Consider the following 16,412-nt stretch of genomic DNA (forward strand, 5'->3'; position numbering starts at 1 on the left):
TGCCCCTTTTACGCCGTCAGCGGAGAATTCAGCCATGGGCATTGCGAAATCAGGCCGTCTCGCAGCGAAATTCGTCACCGCGGCGATTGCATGCCTCCTGTTCTGCTCAGTTGCCACCGCCGCCGAAAGCTGGCCGCGCAGCTTTACCAGTGTCGATGGCAGCACGACGGAAATTCCCGCAAAACCGCAGAAAATCCTCTCAACGTCGGTATCGCTGACCGGAACGCTTCTCGCGATCCATGCACCCGTCGCTGCCAGTGGTTCGGCAGCAAACGGCAAGTTCTTTGCGCAATGGGCAGACGTGGCCGGCGAACGCAAGGTCGAGAGCGCATGGCCGGCCGGCAAGGTCGATCTCGAAGCCGTCTATGCGGCCCAACCCGATCTGATCGTCGTGACGGCAAGTGGTGCCGGTTCGGTCAAGGACCAGCTTGACGCATTCCGTCAGATCGCCCCGACCATACTCGTCGACGATGGTGCACTCTCCTGGCAGGATCTGGCGACCGAGCTCGGGCGCGCGACCGGCCTTGAAGAGGATGCGGCCGCATCAATCGCAGATTTCGACGCTTACGTCGCAGCAGCACGCGCAAGGATCAAAATCCCTGCCGGAAAGGCCAACATCATCAGCTTCAATGGTGCCGGCCAGAGCAACCCTATTGGCCGCGTGACAGGTCCGCACGCAGCCCTTCTTGCCTCGCTCGGCTTTGACATCGAAGACCCAAATCCGGCGTGGCATACGCAGGCAGAAAGCCGCGACGATTTTGTCTGGGCAAATTACGAACATCTGGTCGATCTCAAAGCCGAGACCACCTTCATCCTGCGTGTGGATGACGCCAAGGCCGCCGCCTTCCGCAATGATCCGGTTCTTGCCAACGTCCCCTCGGTAAAAAGCGGCCGCGTCTACGGACTTGGTGCCAATTCCTTCCGCATCGACTACTACAGCGGCAAGGAAATCGTCGATGGCGTTGTTGCCAATTTTGGACACTGACGCGGTTGCAGGACCAGGTGGACGCCAAAGTGACACTGAACCGCACAACCGGGCGTAACCGGTTGATCGGGCTTGGGGCGCTTTTCCTTTTGCTTGGTGCGGCCATCATTCTTGGCATCGCCGCCGGAGCGCGACCGATCCCTCTGTCGACCACATGGGATGCGATCACCAATTTCGATCCGTCAAACAGCGATCATCTCCTGGTGCGCCTGCTGCGCATCCCGCGCACACTGCTCGCCATCGTGGTCGGCGCGGCACTTGGCGTTTCCGGCACCATCATGCAGGCCCTGACGCGCAATCCGCTTTCCGATCCAGGGATCCTCGGCATCAATGCTGGAGCAGCGGTGGCAATCACCTGCGCTATCGCTCTTTTCGGGATTACGTCAGTCACGGCCTATATGGCGCTTGGCATGGCCGGTGCTGCTTTTGCCGGCGCGGCCGTTTACCTGCTTGGCAATCTTTCACGCGGCGGCAATCCGGTCCGCGTCGTGCTGGCCGGTGCAGCCCTTTCCGTCGTCTTGATGTCGCTGACGCAGATCGTGCTGGTGAACAGCGAGGAGCATGTCTTCGACCAGTTTCGCAACTGGTCGGTCGGTTCGCTGCAAGGTCGTGGCTACGGGGTTTTGTTCCCGGTCCTTGCGGTCGCATCACTTGGCATTGCTATTGCGTTCACACTCACAAAGGCGCTCGATACGGCAGCCCTTGGAGCCGATCTGGCCAAGGCACTGGGTGGCAATCCACTTCGCATCTGGGGTCTATCGGCGCTCGCAGTGATCATCCTTTCGGGGGCCGCGACGGCAGGGGCTGGGCCGATCGGTTTCGTCGGATTGACAGCACCGCACATTGCCCGCTTGATAACCGGCCCCGGCCATCGCTGGCTGTTACCCTATGCGATGCTGATCGCGGCCCTTCTGACTGTAAGTGCCGATGCACTGGGGCGCATTATAGCGCCGCCCGGTGAAGTCAGCGTCGGTATCATGCTGGCACTCATCGGTGGGCCGTTCTTCATAGCACTTGTGCGCCACCACCGGATATCAAAGCTGTGACCCGCCCTGCACGCCTTGCGTCATCTCGTCCACGGCGCCTTGTCTGGCGCAGCCGGCGCATGTCGTTTGCACTTGAGACGCGTCCCATAGCGGTCTGCCTTCTCCTTCTCGTAGCAACGCTTGTCGCAGCCGTTTACGCGATGACCCTTGGACGTGTTCCGGTCCCCTTCGTGGACGTCATCGGTGCGGTGCTGGGAAATGGAGAAGGTGGTATGCGCCAGCAGATCGTCTTTAACCTGCGTCTGCCACGGGTACTCGTTGCTCTCTTCGCTGGAGCCTCGCTTGGTGTTTCAGGCGCAGTGTTCCAGTCTGTGTCGCGCAATGCGCTTGGTTCCCCCGACGTTATCGGTTTTACCACCGGCGCTGCGACGGGCGCGTTGGCACAGATCGTGATCTTCGGCGGTGGGCCGCTTGCGGTTGCTTTGTCCGCGATGCTCGGCGGACTGATAACGGCAACACTCGTCTACCTCCTGTCGTTCAAGCAGGGCGCCACGGGTGGTTATCGGCTGGTTCTGACCGGTATTGGTGCTGGAGCAACGCTCAACGCGCTCAACGGCCTGATGCTGGTCAAGGGTAGTCTCGACAACGCCATCTCCGCCAATCTCTGGCTTGCCGGTTCACTTGATGCACGCAGCTGGGATCACGCCTTGACCGTCATGGCTGGCGCATCACTCCTGATCCCGATTTCCGCTTTTTCAGCAAACAGGCTCAGGATGATCGAGATGGGCGACGATATTGCCCGCCAGCTCGGTGTCCAGGTCGAACGGACGCGATTTGGGATGATTGCCTGTGCGGTGCTGCTTGCTGGTGTCGCGACCGGTGCGGCTGGGCCGATCGCCTTCCTGGCACTCGCCGCTCCGCAACTTGCAAGCCGGCTGACATCAACCCGTGGCATACCGGTTTTGAGCTCGGCGATCATGGGCGCCTTCCTGCTGGTTTCAGCAGATCTGCTCACCCAGCTCTTTGCCAATGATCTGGTGCTACCGATCGGCCGGACGACGGGTCTCGTCGGCGGTCTCTATCTTCTCTGGTTATTGACCCGCTCGAAACAAAAATGATGCGGCTTCAAGCGGATGGAGCGGGATCGTCAAGCGGTACGACCATGGGATCGCCGGTCACCGGATCGTCAATCACGACGGCCGCAAGCCCGAAGACTGTCTGCACGAGATCAGCCGTCATCACACTGCGCGGATCTCCCTCGGTGATGATACGTCCATCGCGCATTACGACGATATGATCAGCGTAGCGGCACGCCTGATTGAGGTCGTGCAGCACGGCAACAACGGTATTGCCCTGGCGCCGGTTGAGGTCTCTGAGCAGGTTAAGCAGCTCAATCTGGTGCGCGATATCGAGAAATGTGGTTGGCTCATCGAGAAGGAGAAGCGGCGTTTCCTGTGCCAGGACCATCGCAATCCAGACGCGTTGGCGCTGCCCGCCCGAAAGTTCGTCAACCGCCCGCGATGCGAGTTCTTCCACCCGGGCCGTTTTCATAGCCCAGGTGACGGCGTCTTCATCCGCCTGGCTCCAACGCTGCAGGAACGACTGGTGTGGATAGCGACCGCGAGCAACCAGATCGGCTACGGTAATGCCGTCGGGTGCGACCGAACTTTGCGGAAGAAGGCCAAGTGTGCGCGCAACTTCGCGCGCAGGAATGCGCTCGATCTGCTTGCCATCGAGAACGACATGGCCGTTATCAGGCCGGATGATACGTGCAAGCGCCCTCAAAAGCGTGGATTTTCCGCAGGCATTGGGACCGACAATCACGGTGAAAAGGCCGTCGGGAACCTTGAAGGTCAGATCACGGGAAATCGTCCGTTCGCCGTAGACCAGCGTCACGTCCCGCGCTTCGAGCCGGGATTGCTCGCCTTGCGGCACTGATTTTGAAACAGGCGCGACCATGAAACCTCCAGCTTTGCGTCGGCTCCTTTTGGCCGAGTGGCCGAAGCATCGTCAAGTACAAATGCCGGTTTCAGAAAAATCTGCCGGACGCAGCGAACCGGCGACAGATGTCAAAAGGGCGAGGCTCTAGCCTCGCCCTTCAATTCAACGGAGACGTTGGGGGAGAGCGTCCGCCGGTATCAGCGGTATGTAACTCTCGCCACCAAGCTGCTCCAGGTGTTCTTTCTTCGCGACAGCAATCAGCTCCGGGTCCGTCAATGCCCTCACCGCGGATGCAGCCAGCACCTTTCCGGCCTGCAGCATGCCCTTGTGGGCATAACCCGATGTACCCTGAGACACCATCTGCCAGGTGTGCGGCGGCGTTCCATAGGCCTCTGTTGCGACATAGACCTGTCCGGTCGGCACGAGCCAGCTCACATCACCGACATCGGTGGATCCATGCAAGAACGTCGGGACCTCTTCAAACGCATTCAGGTCTTCGGAGAGGATTTTGCCGCGCTTGGCGATCCTCGCCTGCACTTCACTTGAGAACGTCTTCTGAATACTCCCTGCGAAGTCCTTCTCGCTGTTGGAGAAATTGGCAACGCCGAACTTCTCGAACTCCTGGTGCATCATGCGAGCAAGGGTGACATTGGGAACGAGGTCGGCGGAAGCCGCATCGAAAGTAATTTCGAGTTCCGTCCCGGTCATCAGGGCCGCACCTCGGGCAACATCCTTCACCCGCTCGGTAATGTCACGAACCTGATCCATTCTGGGGGCTCGCACCTTGTAGAGCACCTGCGCCTGCGACTGCACGACGTTGGGCGCTCTCCCACCGGTATCGGTGATCGCATAGTGGATGCGGCCATCCTGGATGATGTGCTCACGCAGGTAATTGCAGCCCACGTTGGTCAGTTCGACGGCATCGAGTGCCGAGCGTCCAAGGTGCGGTTCAAACCCTGCATGGGCGCTTGTCCCCTTGAAGGTGAAATAGAGCTGGTTGGTTGCCAGCATCCGGGCATTATAGGCGAGGTTCTCATCCCAGGGGTGCCACGTGAAGGCAACGTCGACATCTGAAAACAGACCTTCGCGGGCCATGTAGGCCTTGCCGCCACCACCTTCTTCGGCCGGGCAGCCGTAAAAGCGGATCGTGCCGGCGAGACCCAGTTCATCCTTGCATGCCTTCAGTGCCAGAATGGCGGCAAGTGCGCCTGTCCCAAGGAGATTGTGGCCACAGCCATGGCCGTTACCACCAGCAACAATTGGATCGTGTTGGGTTACACCACTCTTCTGGCTCAACCCTGTCAGCGCATCGAATTCACCAAGGATTGCAACGACGGGCTGGCCTTCTCCGTAGCTTGCGACGAAGGCGGTTTCGATGTTGCCGGCATTGCGGGTGACATCAAAGCCGGCCTTTTCCAGTTCATCGGCCAGAAGGGCTGCAGACTGCGTTTCTTCATAGCGGATTTCGGCAAACGACCAGATTGCGTCGGAGACCGATTTCAGACTGTCGGATTGGGACGCGACTGTCCGTTCGATGATATCGAGATAAGTCATAATATTCCTTCAGGCGGTCTGTTCGACAGGCTTTTTGCCGTGGACGGCGGGAAAGGTTGTGGCGATGGCGCAGACAATGACAGCGCAGCCGACGATCACGGAAAACGCGATGCTGTAATTCTGGTTGGTTGCCGAAAGGACAGCACCGATCAGCATCGGAGATGCGAAAGAACCGAGCTGTGCAAGCGAGTTGATCAGGCCGGTCGCGGTTCCAACCGTATTTTGCGGAAAATGCTTCATGATGCTGACGAAGACGCTGATCGAGATCGCATTCAGGAAGACGTTTGAGACGGAGAGATAGGCGAAGGCGAGCGGAATGGATTCCTCATTGGCCATGAGGTAGATGAAAACAGCTGAGACAGCCGAGCCAATGCAGATGAGGTATTTTTCCTTCTGGTGGAAAAATCGGTCGAGCAACCAGCCGCAGGTCAGGAACGAAATGAAGCCAAGGGCCGGCGGGATCATCGAATAGGCTCCCATCTGCACCATGCTCATGCCCTTCACCTTCACCCAGTAAGATGGCAGCCAGGACTGAAGACCCCAGAAGACGATATTGGTGAAGAAGTAGACCAGCGTGATTTTCCAGGTCAGCGAATTCTTGAGCAGTGCGCCGATGCGCTTCTTTTCTGAGACCTTTTCGACCTTTTCCTTGACGACAGGCTGATCGTTCGTCGGTTTCATGACGTAGAAGAGAGCGACCGAGAGCAGCAGTCCTACTGCGCCGAGGACATAGAACATCATTTGCCAGCTATGAGCGGCGATCAGCGCGGTTATGACGATCGAGCCGACGGCAAATCCCACGGAGGCACCCGATTGCAGGACTGACTTGGCGCGGGCCATCTGCGATTTTTCGAAGTGCTCGGTAATGGCTACGGATCCACCGGCAGGAAAGACTGCCTCACCTGCACCAGTGACAGCACGTGCGGCTGCCAGCCCAACAGCATTGCTGACGGCGCCCGAGACGGCGGTCCCCAACGACCAGACGGCAACTGCAGAGCTCAGGACGCGCCGGGCACCAAAACGGTCTACCAGATAACCACCGATAAGCTGTGTCATCGAATAGGCGAGAAAGAAGGCGCTGATGATCATGCCCTGATGGTCGGGGCTGAGACCAAACTCTTCACTGATCGGGATGATTGCGATGTTGATTGCCGTCTTGTCGATAAAGCCGACGACCCAGCATATGAACAGCATTCCTATGATGACGTGGCGACGTTGTATGTTTGAAAACATGTCGGAAGTTCCCCTTGTTTAAACTTTCCTCTTTTGTCGCACCGCTTCCGAAGAATGATATGGTGATTGCCACATCTTCAATTGAATTTTTATATGTATTGCCACATAGTTTCTAACATGAAGATTGATTTCGTTTCGAATTCTGCGTTTCGCGAGTTGGCCCAGTCTGGCATTGTCAGTTGGGAGGACCGGCAGATCGCACCAGCTGGATCGACAGGCGAGATTGGTCACACGATCGTCAGCGATGATGACAGCCTGCAGCTTATCGTCGATCATTCGCATTTCACGGCCCACCAGAGCGAATTCCGCATTCGGGGCGATGATCGGCAAAGTGTGGCTGATCTGGTGTTGCGATCGGTCGAGGCCTCGATCATCGCACTACAGTCCCGCACCATCGAGAAGCTAGGCTCGGTCAATGCGGCAGTCATCAACTCTCTCGATGACAACGAGATCGTCCATAACGTTTTGCGCGAAGTCATGAACGTCCTACCGCATTCGGACGCCGGCGTGTTCAGACTTTTTGACGAAAAGACTGGCCTTCTCATTCCCGTCTCCTATGACGGACTGCCGGAGGATTACGCGCATTATCGGCTTCAACCGAACGAATCCGTATCAGGCGAGGTGTTTTCGACCGGTCAGCCTGCCATCCATAACGGACGGCAGAACATCATTGATGCTCACAGGGTCATGCGGCCCGAAAGCCAATCCTTCATGGAGCGGTCCAATATTGCCAATGCCCTGCTCTGTGTGCCCGTGATGGCAGAGGGACGGCGTCTTGGAACATTGACCACGCTGTCCTTTTCGCCTGACGGGGCCTTCTCGTTGTTCGATCAGACCATTCTCGAACTTCTGGCGAGCCAGGTGGCCGTCGCATATCAGCGTTCATTGACCTATCAGAACACCCTTGCCGCATCCCGCCGGCTCGAACAGATGCGCAGCGATCTTGCCGACAAGAATAGCGAGCTCGATCGCGCAGTTGATCTGCATGAGAGCCTGTTGCGCATCTTCTCGACCGGCAGCAGCCAGAGCGAGCAGCTTGAGGCCGTATCCAGACTTTACCACGCCGAATTCATATTCGAGAACGTGCTCGGCCAGGATCATCGTTCATCTGGCTGGAATGAAGACGGTGATGTCGTGCGACAAGCCGTAGAGGTTGCAGAGGTCAGCGTCGGGCACTTTCGTTATGATGGCTCCGTCGACACCGCCTTCCGGCGCGCACTCTTTGGAACTCTTGCCGCCTTCGTCGCCCTCGACTTTGTTCGCGACATGTCCCGGATCGATGCCATGAATGTCCGGAAAAAAGGCTATTTCGACACGCTTTCCTCAGCGGGAGACACCAGAGACCGCCGCGCCAATTATGGCTTCCGACCGAACAGGTTCAACCAGATCTTCGTCGCATTGACGCCTGGGGGTGAAGCAACTGCAAATGCCAGCCTTACCCGCCAGAAGACAATTCTTGATCTGCAGAAGGTGATGACACTCTCCAACGCCCTGATCTTCCACGAAGACGATGAGATCGTTGTCCTTGTTTCCGCTCCGACCTCTGCAGCACTCGAGCGCAATCGTCAGGTTATGGCAGAGGCCATATCGCGACTGGATATTCACGTCGGAGCAAGCAACCCCTACGAAGAGGTGGCAAACCATCACCAGGCGCGAGCCAAGGCAAAACAGGCTGCAGATGCGCTCCAGCGCCGTGGGAAGGCCGGCCTGCTTCAACATGCGCAGATGGGGCTCGACATGCTTTTAGGCGGACAGGATCGCGATGAGGTGCTTGATTTCGCGACGCAGGTCCTTCAACCGCTGCTTCAGGACCCGAAACATCTCGTTCTCTTCGAGACGTTCACGCAGTATATGCTCGCAGGAAAATCACCTGCAAAAACGGCTGACGCACTGAGTATCCACCCGAATACCCTCTATCAGCGTCTCGCAAAGGTGGAAAAGCTGACCGGCCGCGATCTTGACGATGCGGCCGATTACACGTTGCTCTGCGTCGCAAGCCAACTCTACCGCACCTATACGACTGGCAAGCCGGACGGCTAGAACGGGCGCTCACGCGTGGTGCGCGACAAGCGTCTGTTTCACGCTCGCAATACCGCGGCGCAGGAATGGGTCTGTGTGAATGTAAAAATACTGCACCCCCTTCTCGAGCCAATAGGGCAGTTCGTCAGCCGTTACCAATGTGCCGGCAATCTTGCCTGCTGCACGTATTTTCTCCACGGCAACGGCAACCTTCTCCATCACTACGTCCGGGCGCGGTTCGCCGAACGGCGGCGCAGGCGGATAGCCCATGTCCTGCGAGAGGTCGCCAGGCCCGATGAAAAACACATCGATGCCTTCGACCTTCAGCATATCTTCCAGCCGGTCGATGGCATCAGCCGTCTCGATCATTGCAACAACAAGGCGTTTTTCGTAATCGGCCGGCAGCGCGTAACGCACGGCATCGACAACCGCACGTGCCTGATCGGCATTGTCGATCATCGGCACCATGATGCCGTCAGCACCGGCGTTCAGATAACGGATAATCACCGGCCGTTCGTGAGAATGGGGGCGCACGATTGCAGCGCCGCCGACGGAGCGAACGATCTGGCCGGTTTCCCGGACATCTTCAAAACTCCAGGTGCCATGTTCGCAATCGACGAAGACGCAGTCACCGCCAAGTTCGATCAGGCGCCCGGCGAGACCTGATGAAACATGATGCGTGTTGTACATGGTGACAGCCTCGCCGGCCAAAAGCCGAGCGCGCAGCTTCGTTCCGTTCATCACTTCCTCCTATGTTCCGGCAGATCCGGAGTATCAGCAGGCGCTCCCACCCAGCGTGCAATCTCGATGTCAGCGGACGTATCGCGCATGTAAGTCGGGCAGATATGGAGCTCCGGGATGACGGCGCTCTTGTTGAGGCTTGCGCAGAGCGCGATGGCACGTGCGACGTCAATCGGATCCATCATCACCGCACGCTCCTCCTCAAGTGGCGGGCGGGCACGGTTATCCATGATGGGCGTGTTGGTTTCGCCAGGCAAAATGGTGGTCGCGCGAATGCCCTGATTGCGATAGGTGTTGTGCAGGAACGTCATGAAGTTCTTCACGCCTGCCTTGGCCGCCCCGTAAGCGGCTCCCCCTAAGAGATTGGGATTAACCGCGGCGAGTGACGACACGGTGATAACGGTGCCATCACCTCTGGCGATCATGTCTGGAAGAACCGCCTGGGTCAGGTTGAACACGGCTGTCAGGTTGACATTGAGGGTAGAGTTCCACTCTTCCTCGCTGAGAAAACGTGCATTCAGCACCTTGCTGGCGCTCCCGGCATTGTTGACGAGGATGTCAACAGGACCAATACCGTCCTTGATCCACTTCACCGTTTCGATGATGTCATCGCGCTCTTCGATATTCAAAGCGCGGGCAAATGCCCGCCCTTTTGCCTTTTCGATCAGGCTTGCAACATCACGAAGCGGCTCCAGGCGACGACCCGTCAGGACGACGGTCGCGCCGTCTCTGGCCAGAAGCAGTGCGGTCTCGCGGCCAATGCCCGACCCCGCGCCCGTGACCAATGCGATCTTTCCTTCAAGAAGTCCCATGTCTCTCCCCTACTCCGCTGCAACTGCCGTTGATCCGGTATAGCCATAGATATCCTTGGCTGCCTTCGCCGTAACCAGATTTTCCGACAGATCGTGCGTTATGAGCTCTTGAGCGCGCTCGGACGCACGGCCCCAGCCGCCGCCGCCGGGCGTTTCGACTTCCAGCGTTTCACCGGTTTTCAGGACAACCTTGCCCTTGGGGAAATGCGGTTTGCCTTCCTTGAGGACCTTGCCGGCCGATCCGCTCTGACCTTCGACGACACCGAAGCAGGCATGGCGAACACGTTCGGAGGCAAGGTAGATATTCATCGGGTTCTTGCCGAGATTGCGCAGGATGACCCGCTGGCCGAGGCCACCGCGATATTTGCCCGCACCGCCGGAATCGGCGATCAGTTCCTTGCATTCGGTGAGCGCCGGAACAGCAACTTCGAACATTTCGATCGCAGTAACCTTGCAGTTTGACGGGAAGCTCAACGTGTCGAGCCCGTCGAATTCCGCGCGTGCGCCCTGCCCGCCGTGGAAATTCTGCACCGAACCATATTGAGAACCGTCGTTCCTCTGGCCGACGCAGTTTGCGGCCCAGATCGGAGCTCCACCGCTGTCCCCCATCACCTTGTCGGGCACAACACCTTCAAGAGCCTTGAAGATCAATGAGGGAATGACGTGACCGATCAGGTTGCGCGAATTGCCTGCCGTCCATTGCTGCGGATTGAGGATCGATCCGAGTGGCGCTTCATCGGTGATCGGAATGATGCAGCCTTCATTGTTGGGGGTCTCAGGATCAAGAAGGCACTTCAGCGCATAGACAGAATGCGCATAGCGATAGTTGGTGCGGCAATTGATCGAATGCAGGACCTGATCCGATGTCCCGGTATAATCCACATGGACCGAGTCATCCTTGACGATGACAGATGCCCTCAGGGTCACGTCGACATCGTAGCCATCAAGCAGAACCTCGGCGCTATAGGTGCCATTTGGCCACTCACGGATCGCGTTACGGGTCTGCGCTTCCGAGCGAGAATGGATTGCCTCAGCCAGTCCTTCAACATCGTCCAAGCCGTATTCATCGAGGAATTTGACGAGCTCTCGCCCCATGACATTGTTGGCAGCAATCATCGATTCCAGATCGCCGCGAACTTCGGTTGGAAGGCGGACCGATGCTTCGATGATGTCGAAAACGTCCTCGTTCGGCACGCCCGCGTTCAACAATTTGACGATTGGGAAGCGGATACCTTCTGCGAAAATGTCGCTTGCTTCCGAATGCAGCGGCGCACCACCAATATCAGGCAGGTGGGCGATGGAGCCGGCATAGGCGACAACCTTGCCGTTCTTGAAGATCGGGGTGATCATTGTGACGTCTGGCAGGTGACCCGTGCCGATTTCCGGGTCGTTGGTCGCCAGGACATCGCCCTCCACCAGCTTTTCCGCCGGGAATTTCGGCAGAAAATACTTCTGGGCCGCAGCCGGAAGGGAGGTGATGAATACCGGTATGGACCAGGTGCACTGCGCGAGCGCTTGGCCCTTGGCATCCAGAAGCACCGTTACATAGTCGTGGTTTTCCCGAACAATCGGCGAAAAGGCGGTTTTTCCGAGAACGTTATCTGCCTGATCAGCGATGAAAATCAGGCGATTCCACATGACCTGCAGATTGATCGGGTCGTTGAAATCGGTAGCGGGTTTCGACATCGTAGAGCCCTCAGAGAATGTTGATGACGAGATTGCCATGGGCGTCCACATGGAAGACGCCACTTGGGCCGACCACTGCGGTCGATTCGCGCTGTTCGACGATTGCAGGCCCCTTCACAGCCTCGCCGACGGGAAGCTTGTAGTGATCGTAGACCGATGTCTCCACGTAGCCACCGGCTTCCTGGAAAAACACCTGCCGGCTTCCCTTACGGGCATCGGCAACCACGGTTTCATGCGGGCGCGTGACCTGATCCTTGTCGCCACTGGCGCGCAGGCGCCAAGTGATGACTTCAAGGGGCGCCGCAACCGTACGGCCGAAGAGCTCGCGGTAAAGCTTGAAAAAGGCATCACGCAGTTCCTGAAGGAACGTCTCCTTCGGCAAGGAGCGATCCGGCAGGACAACCGTGATTTCGTGGCCCTGACCGACATGGCGCATGTCGACGGTATAACGGTTGGTGATTGTGTCCTTCGGCACGCCTGCAGCAGACACAACTTCCGCACCCTGTGCGGCGAGGTCGTCGAGCAGGCGGTTCATGGCATCGATATCCCAGCTCTCAAGTCCCATCGGATGACTTGCGGAGAGATCGACTGCGACCGGTGCAATCAGCAGACCGATTGCCGAGCTGACGCCTGCGCCTGTCGGGCAGATGATGCGATTGATGCCGAGCTTGCGAGCGATGCCGTAGGCGTGAACCGGACCTGCTCCACCGAAGGCAACCATAGGCAGGGACCGTGGATCAACGCCAAGGTCGGTCGCATGCATGGCCGCAGCCTTGCTCATCGATTCATTGACGAGATCGTGGATGCCCCAGGCGCATCGTTCGATAGAAACGTCGAGCGATGTCGCGAGTTTGGCCATGGCATCGCGTGCGGCATCCTTGGAGACCTTGAATGAACCGCCAACGAAGGAGCCCGTTCCCATGTAGCCAAGAAGGATATCCGCGTCGGTCACGGTCGGCTGGGTGCCGCCACGCTGGTAGGCCGCAGGTCCTGGCATGGCACCGGCAGAATGTGGACCGACGTCAAGCAGACCAAGCGGGTTCTTGGCGGCGATGGAACCGCCGCCAGCACCAATCTCGATCATCTGGATTGACTGAATTTTCAGAGGGAAGCCAGAGCCCTTGCGGAAACGCTGGTAGTGGGCGACCTCCAGGTCCGTCCCGACATTCGGCTCACCATTCGGGATCAGGCAAAGCTTGGCGGTTGTTCCACCCATATCGAACGAAAGAACACTGTTTTCACCGGCGGTCCGTCCAAATTCCGCAGCAGCGACCGCGCCGGCCGCAGGACCTGATTCAATCAGACGCACCGGCAATTCAGCGGCGCGACGGCTCGGTACGAGACCACCCGACGAGGTCATCCACAGGACCTGGCGATCGATCCCCTTGGCCGAGAATTCGCGCTGCAGATGCGCCACGTGACCCGCCATTTGCGGGCGGGTATAGGCGTTTACCACAGTGGTCGACGCACGGTCGAACTCCCGCATTTCCGGGCACACTTCAGAAGACAGCGAAACGAATACGTCGGGATATTCTTCGCGAAGCAACGCGGCAACGCGCTGTTCGTGCTGTGGGTACTTGTAGGCGTGCAAGAGGCACACGGCCACTGAGCGGATACCTTTTTCCTTCAATCGTCCGGCGATATCGCGAACTGTCTCTTCCTTGAGTTCGGTCATGACCGATCCGTCGGCGGCAATACGCTCTCTCGCACCATAGCTGTTGGCACGCGACACCAGGGGATCGGGGTATTTGATGTTGAGGTCGTAGAGGTCGTAACGGCCTTCGTTACGGATGCGCAGCATGTCCTGAAAGCCATCCGTGGTGACGAAACCGGTTTCCACACCCTTCCGCTCAAGGACTGCGTTGGTGACCACGGTTGTTGCACCAAGCACCTGGAGGTTCTCGATCGAAATGGTGTCCGCAAATTTTTCCAGCAGTTCGGAAACACCCTGAACAACGGCTTCGGCCGGATTTTTCGGGGTGCTCAAGACCTTGTGCAGGTGAAGATCGCCCTTGTCGTCCAGGAGCGCGAAATCGGTAAAGGTACCGCCGGTGTCGAAAGCAAGTTTTGCCATGTTTCCCTCAGTGCGACGTGACCAGCGGCTATCCCGCTGTGAAGGGGCCGATCTGTTGCGACCCTTTGTCTGTCATGAGGTTAGGCGACGGCTGGCTGGATTGGCCAACACAACTACGGTCTGCCGCCATATGGTTTGCTTATGACGAAGTCAGATTGAGCGTATGCCCGGATGATGGCTGCCAAGCAGTTTGCCGACGATTTCGACAAGGATGGAGCGCGCTGCCAGAGCGGGTTCTGAAAGCGGCAGATGATCCGAGACGCAGAGTGAAACAGTCGCGTCGATCACCGGCGTTGTCAGAGGCCGAACCTGCGCACCTGCAAAGCTGGAAGTTTCCGAGACCACAGAGGCCGGCAGGATCGTCGAGCCGAGACCATCGAGCACCGCAGCACCAAGTGCCGGAATGGATTCGATTTCCGACAGCACATCGGGAACGGATCGGGCCCGGTTCAGGGCATCGTCAATCAACCGGCGCAGAAAGTGGTTCTTGCTGGGCAACAGCAGGGGGTGACCATTCAGCGCAGAGAGTGGAAGCGGCTGTCCGGCCTCAGCTGGAAGCTCCATGTCGGCCGGAGACACCAGGAACATTTCTTCGCGGAACAGCGGCTGCAGCGTCACGCCTTTGATCGGGTTGGACGTATAGATCAGCGCCATGTCCATCTTGCCGGTCATCACGAGCTCGCTCAGGATATGACCGAAACTGTCGTTGATGTGGACGATGATCTGCGGGTACTTCGCGCGGATTTCCTTGAGGATCGGCAGGGAGAGAGCACTCGACGACGAATAGGTGGCAAGCCCGATCGATACGCGCCCTGCGACCGATTTGGCCGATTGTTCGATGTCGGTCTGTGCCTGGTCGATCTGACGCAGCATGATCTGTGCGTGGCGATAAAGGATCATGCCTGCTTCTGTCGGCGTAATACCGACATTGCTACGGATCAGAAGCTGGTGGCGAAAATGGGCTTCAAGAGAGGCGATCTGTTGCGACAGAGCCGGTTGGGCAATACGCAACAGACTTGCCGCTCTCGATACGCTACCGGTATCGACGATCTTGACGAAGCTTTTCAGTTTTTTGAAATCGACACTCATGGTTCCCAAGCCTTTGGCCGGAACCTAAGGCCAGCAGGACGCAAATTGCAAGGCCTCCTGCCGGCGTAGCAGCAACTACTGGAGTTGCGTCACAGCCCGCTCGATACGGCTGCAAGCCTCCTGAATAACCTCCATGGAGGTTGCAAATGACAGGCGGAAATGCGGAGAGAGCCCATAAGCTGCCCCTTGCAGTGCGGCAACGCCGACGCCATCGAGAAGGTAGAGGACGAAATCGAGATCGTTCTCGATCACCTTGCCATCCGGTGTCTTTTTCCCAATGACGCCGCTGCAGTTTGGATAGAGATAGAATGCTCCATCTGGCACGGCGCAGGAAAGGCCAGGAATAGCGTTGAGCTTGGCGCAGGCATAATCGCGCCTTTCCTTGTAGACATCGGTGCTCTCAGCAATAAACCGCTGGTCGTCGGACAAGGCATGTGCGGCTGCCGCCTGACTGATGGATGAGGGGCAAGATGACATTTGTGACTGAAGTTTGTTGATGGCAGCAACGAGTGGCGCCGGTCCTGCTGCGTAGCCGATACGCCAGCCCGTCATGGCGTAGGATTTGGAGACACCGTTCGCCAGAAGCACACGGTCCTTGAGCGCAGGCACAGCCGCCACAAGTGTCGTCATCGGCTCATCCTTGAACCAGACCTGATCGTAGATGTCGTCGCAAAGCACAAAGACGTGGGGGTGGCGCAACAACACCGCACCGAGCGCCTCAAGTTCACGTCTGGTATAGGCAGCCCCCGTCGGATTGGAGGGTGCGTTGAGGATGAGCCAGAGCGTTTTCGGCGTAATTGCCATTTCGAGCGCTTCCGGCGTCAGCTTGAAACCCTTGTCCTGCGGGCACTCGACGATGACAGGCTTACCTTCATTGGCGATGACCATGTCAGGATAAGACACCCAGTAGGGCGCCGGGATGATAACTTCAGCATCGTTTTCGACACTCGCCATCAGGGCTAGAAACAGGATCTGCTTGGCACCTCCACCAACACAAATCTCGTTGTCGGCGTAGGTCACGCCAAGACGGCGCGCAAAATCACCGATGATTGCCTTGCGCAGCGCCGGCGTTCCGTTGACCGCGGTATATTTCGTCTCACCGCGATCGATTGCGGCGTGCGCTGCGGCCTTGACGTTTTCCGGGGTATCGAAGTCCGGCTCTCCAACCGTGAGATCAACGATATCTCGGCCAGCGGCCTTCAATTCCCGGGCGCGTGCTGCAGCCGCCGTACTGGGCGATACTTTTATCCTGGACACGCGTGTTGCAGGCACGAATGTGCTCATTGGAACTT

At 58.0% G+C, this 16,412-nt stretch carries 13 protein-coding genes; 4 read left to right on the forward strand and 9 right to left on the reverse strand.

What is annotated here, in order from left to right; translation table 11 throughout:
- Nucleotides 1–34: 34 nt before the first annotated feature.
- Genes fepB through FY156_18005 form a run of 3 tightly spaced genes read left to right on the forward strand, consistent with a single transcriptional unit; the run spans nt 35 to nt 3,089 of the window.
- A complete protein-coding gene (gene fepB, locus FY156_17995) occupies nt 35–985 on the forward strand; it encodes a Fe2+-enterobactin ABC transporter substrate-binding protein (GenBank protein ID UXS03451.1) in 951 nt (316 codons plus the stop codon).
- 5 nt (nt 986–990) lie between these two features.
- Nucleotides 991–2,031, forward strand: coding sequence for an iron ABC transporter permease (locus FY156_18000; protein ID UXS03452.1), 1,041 nt, complete (start codon nt 991–993; stop codon nt 2,029–2,031).
- Between the two features lie 59 nt (nt 2,032–2,090).
- A complete protein-coding gene (locus FY156_18005; GenBank protein UXS03453.1) occupies nt 2,091–3,089 on the forward strand; it encodes an iron chelate uptake ABC transporter family permease subunit in 999 nt (332 codons plus the stop codon).
- A 7-nt stretch (nt 3,090–3,096) separates the two neighbouring features.
- Here the strand turns inward: FY156_18005 and FY156_18010 are convergent, their stop codons facing one another.
- The 3 genes from FY156_18010 to FY156_18020 form a co-directional block, all read right to left on the reverse strand.
- Nucleotides 3,097–3,930 carry an ABC transporter ATP-binding protein gene (locus FY156_18010; protein UXS03454.1) on the reverse strand — a complete coding sequence of 278 codons (834 nt, stop codon included), beginning with the start codon at nt 3,928–3,930 and terminating at the stop codon, nt 3,097–3,099.
- 144 nt (nt 3,931–4,074) lie between these two features.
- On the reverse strand, nt 4,075–5,466 hold the full coding sequence (locus tag FY156_18015; GenBank protein ID UXS03455.1) for an amidohydrolase: 1,392 nt from the start codon (nt 5,464–5,466) through the stop codon (nt 4,075–4,077).
- 9 nt (nt 5,467–5,475) lie between these two features.
- Nucleotides 5,476–6,699: an MFS transporter gene (locus tag FY156_18020; protein UXS03456.1), complete on the reverse strand. Its 1,224-nt coding sequence runs from the start codon at nt 6,697–6,699 to the stop codon at nt 5,476–5,478.
- A gap of 117 nt (nt 6,700–6,816) precedes the next feature.
- Here FY156_18020 and FY156_18025 point away from each other — a divergent pair, with 117 nt between their 5' ends.
- Nucleotides 6,817–8,739, forward strand: a complete 1,923-nt coding sequence (locus FY156_18025) for a GAF domain-containing protein (GenBank protein ID UXS03457.1) — start codon at nt 6,817–6,819, stop codon at nt 8,737–8,739.
- A gap of 9 nt (nt 8,740–8,748) precedes the next feature.
- On the opposite strand, the gene FY156_18030 is transcribed toward FY156_18025, so the two are convergent.
- The 6 genes from FY156_18030 to FY156_18055 form a co-directional block, all read right to left on the reverse strand.
- The gene (locus tag FY156_18030) at nt 8,749–9,459 is read right to left on the reverse strand and encodes a 2,4-dihydroxyhept-2-ene-1,7-dioic acid aldolase (GenBank protein ID UXS03458.1); all 711 of its coding nucleotides are present in this window, start codon (nt 9,457–9,459) and stop codon (nt 8,749–8,751) included.
- On the reverse strand, nt 9,459–10,271 hold the full coding sequence (locus tag FY156_18035) for an SDR family oxidoreductase (GenBank protein UXS03459.1): 813 nt from the start codon (nt 10,269–10,271) through the stop codon (nt 9,459–9,461). Before FY156_18035 ends, FY156_18030 begins: the two co-directional genes overlap by 1 nt.
- A gap of 9 nt (nt 10,272–10,280) precedes the next feature.
- Nucleotides 10,281–11,957 carry a hydantoinase B/oxoprolinase family protein gene (locus tag FY156_18040; GenBank protein ID UXS03460.1) on the reverse strand — a complete coding sequence of 559 codons (1,677 nt, stop codon included), beginning with the start codon at nt 11,955–11,957 and terminating at the stop codon, nt 10,281–10,283.
- A 10-nt stretch (nt 11,958–11,967) separates the two neighbouring features.
- A complete protein-coding gene (locus tag FY156_18045) occupies nt 11,968–14,031 on the reverse strand; it encodes a hydantoinase/oxoprolinase family protein (protein UXS03461.1) in 2,064 nt (687 codons plus the stop codon).
- A 150-nt stretch (nt 14,032–14,181) separates the two neighbouring features.
- Nucleotides 14,182–15,120, reverse strand: a complete 939-nt coding sequence (gene nac, locus FY156_18050; GenBank protein ID UXS03462.1) for a nitrogen assimilation transcriptional regulator — start codon at nt 15,118–15,120, stop codon at nt 14,182–14,184.
- Nucleotides 15,121–15,195: 75 nt separating this feature from the next.
- Nucleotides 15,196–16,404 carry an aspartate transaminase gene (locus tag FY156_18055; protein ID UXS03463.1) on the reverse strand — a complete coding sequence of 403 codons (1,209 nt, stop codon included), beginning with the start codon at nt 16,402–16,404 and terminating at the stop codon, nt 15,196–15,198.
- Nucleotides 16,405–16,412: the final 8 nt, after the last annotated feature.

It is taken from the genome of Agrobacterium tumefaciens, from assembly GCA_025559845.1.
In the GTDB taxonomy this organism is placed as follows: domain Bacteria; phylum Pseudomonadota; class Alphaproteobacteria; order Rhizobiales; family Rhizobiaceae; genus Agrobacterium.

What these genes read in the sequence shown, in the direction of transcription:
- FY156_18045 (UXS03461.1), bottom strand. Translation starts at nt 14,031, where the DNA reads ATGGCAAAACTTGCTTTCGACACCGGCGGTACCTTTACCGATTTCGCG.
- fepB (UXS03451.1), top strand. Translation starts at nt 35, where the DNA reads ATGGGCATTGCGAAATCAGGCCGTCTCGCAGCGAAATTCGTCACCGCG.
- FY156_18015 (UXS03455.1), bottom strand. Translation starts at nt 5,466, where the DNA reads ATGACTTATCTCGATATCATCGAACGGACAGTCGCGTCCCAATCCGAC.
- FY156_18005 (UXS03453.1), top strand. Translation starts at nt 2,091, where the DNA reads ATGTCGTTTGCACTTGAGACGCGTCCCATAGCGGTCTGCCTTCTCCTT.
- FY156_18025 (UXS03457.1), top strand. Translation starts at nt 6,817, where the DNA reads ATGAAGATTGATTTCGTTTCGAATTCTGCGTTTCGCGAGTTGGCCCAG.
- FY156_18030 (UXS03458.1), bottom strand. Translation starts at nt 9,459, where the DNA reads ATGAACGGAACGAAGCTGCGCGCTCGGCTTTTGGCCGGCGAGGCTGTC.
- nac (UXS03462.1), bottom strand. Translation starts at nt 15,120, where the DNA reads ATGAGTGTCGATTTCAAAAAACTGAAAAGCTTCGTCAAGATCGTCGAT.
- FY156_18020 (UXS03456.1), bottom strand. Translation starts at nt 6,699, where the DNA reads ATGTTTTCAAACATACAACGTCGCCACGTCATCATAGGAATGCTGTTC.
- FY156_18055 (UXS03463.1), bottom strand. Translation starts at nt 16,404, where the DNA reads ATGAGCACATTCGTGCCTGCAACACGCGTGTCCAGGATAAAAGTATCG.
- FY156_18035 (UXS03459.1), bottom strand. Translation starts at nt 10,271, where the DNA reads ATGGGACTTCTTGAAGGAAAGATCGCATTGGTCACGGGCGCGGGGTCG.
- FY156_18040 (UXS03460.1), bottom strand. Translation starts at nt 11,957, where the DNA reads ATGTCGAAACCCGCTACCGATTTCAACGACCCGATCAATCTGCAGGTC.
- FY156_18010 (UXS03454.1), bottom strand. Translation starts at nt 3,930, where the DNA reads ATGGTCGCGCCTGTTTCAAAATCAGTGCCGCAAGGCGAGCAATCCCGG.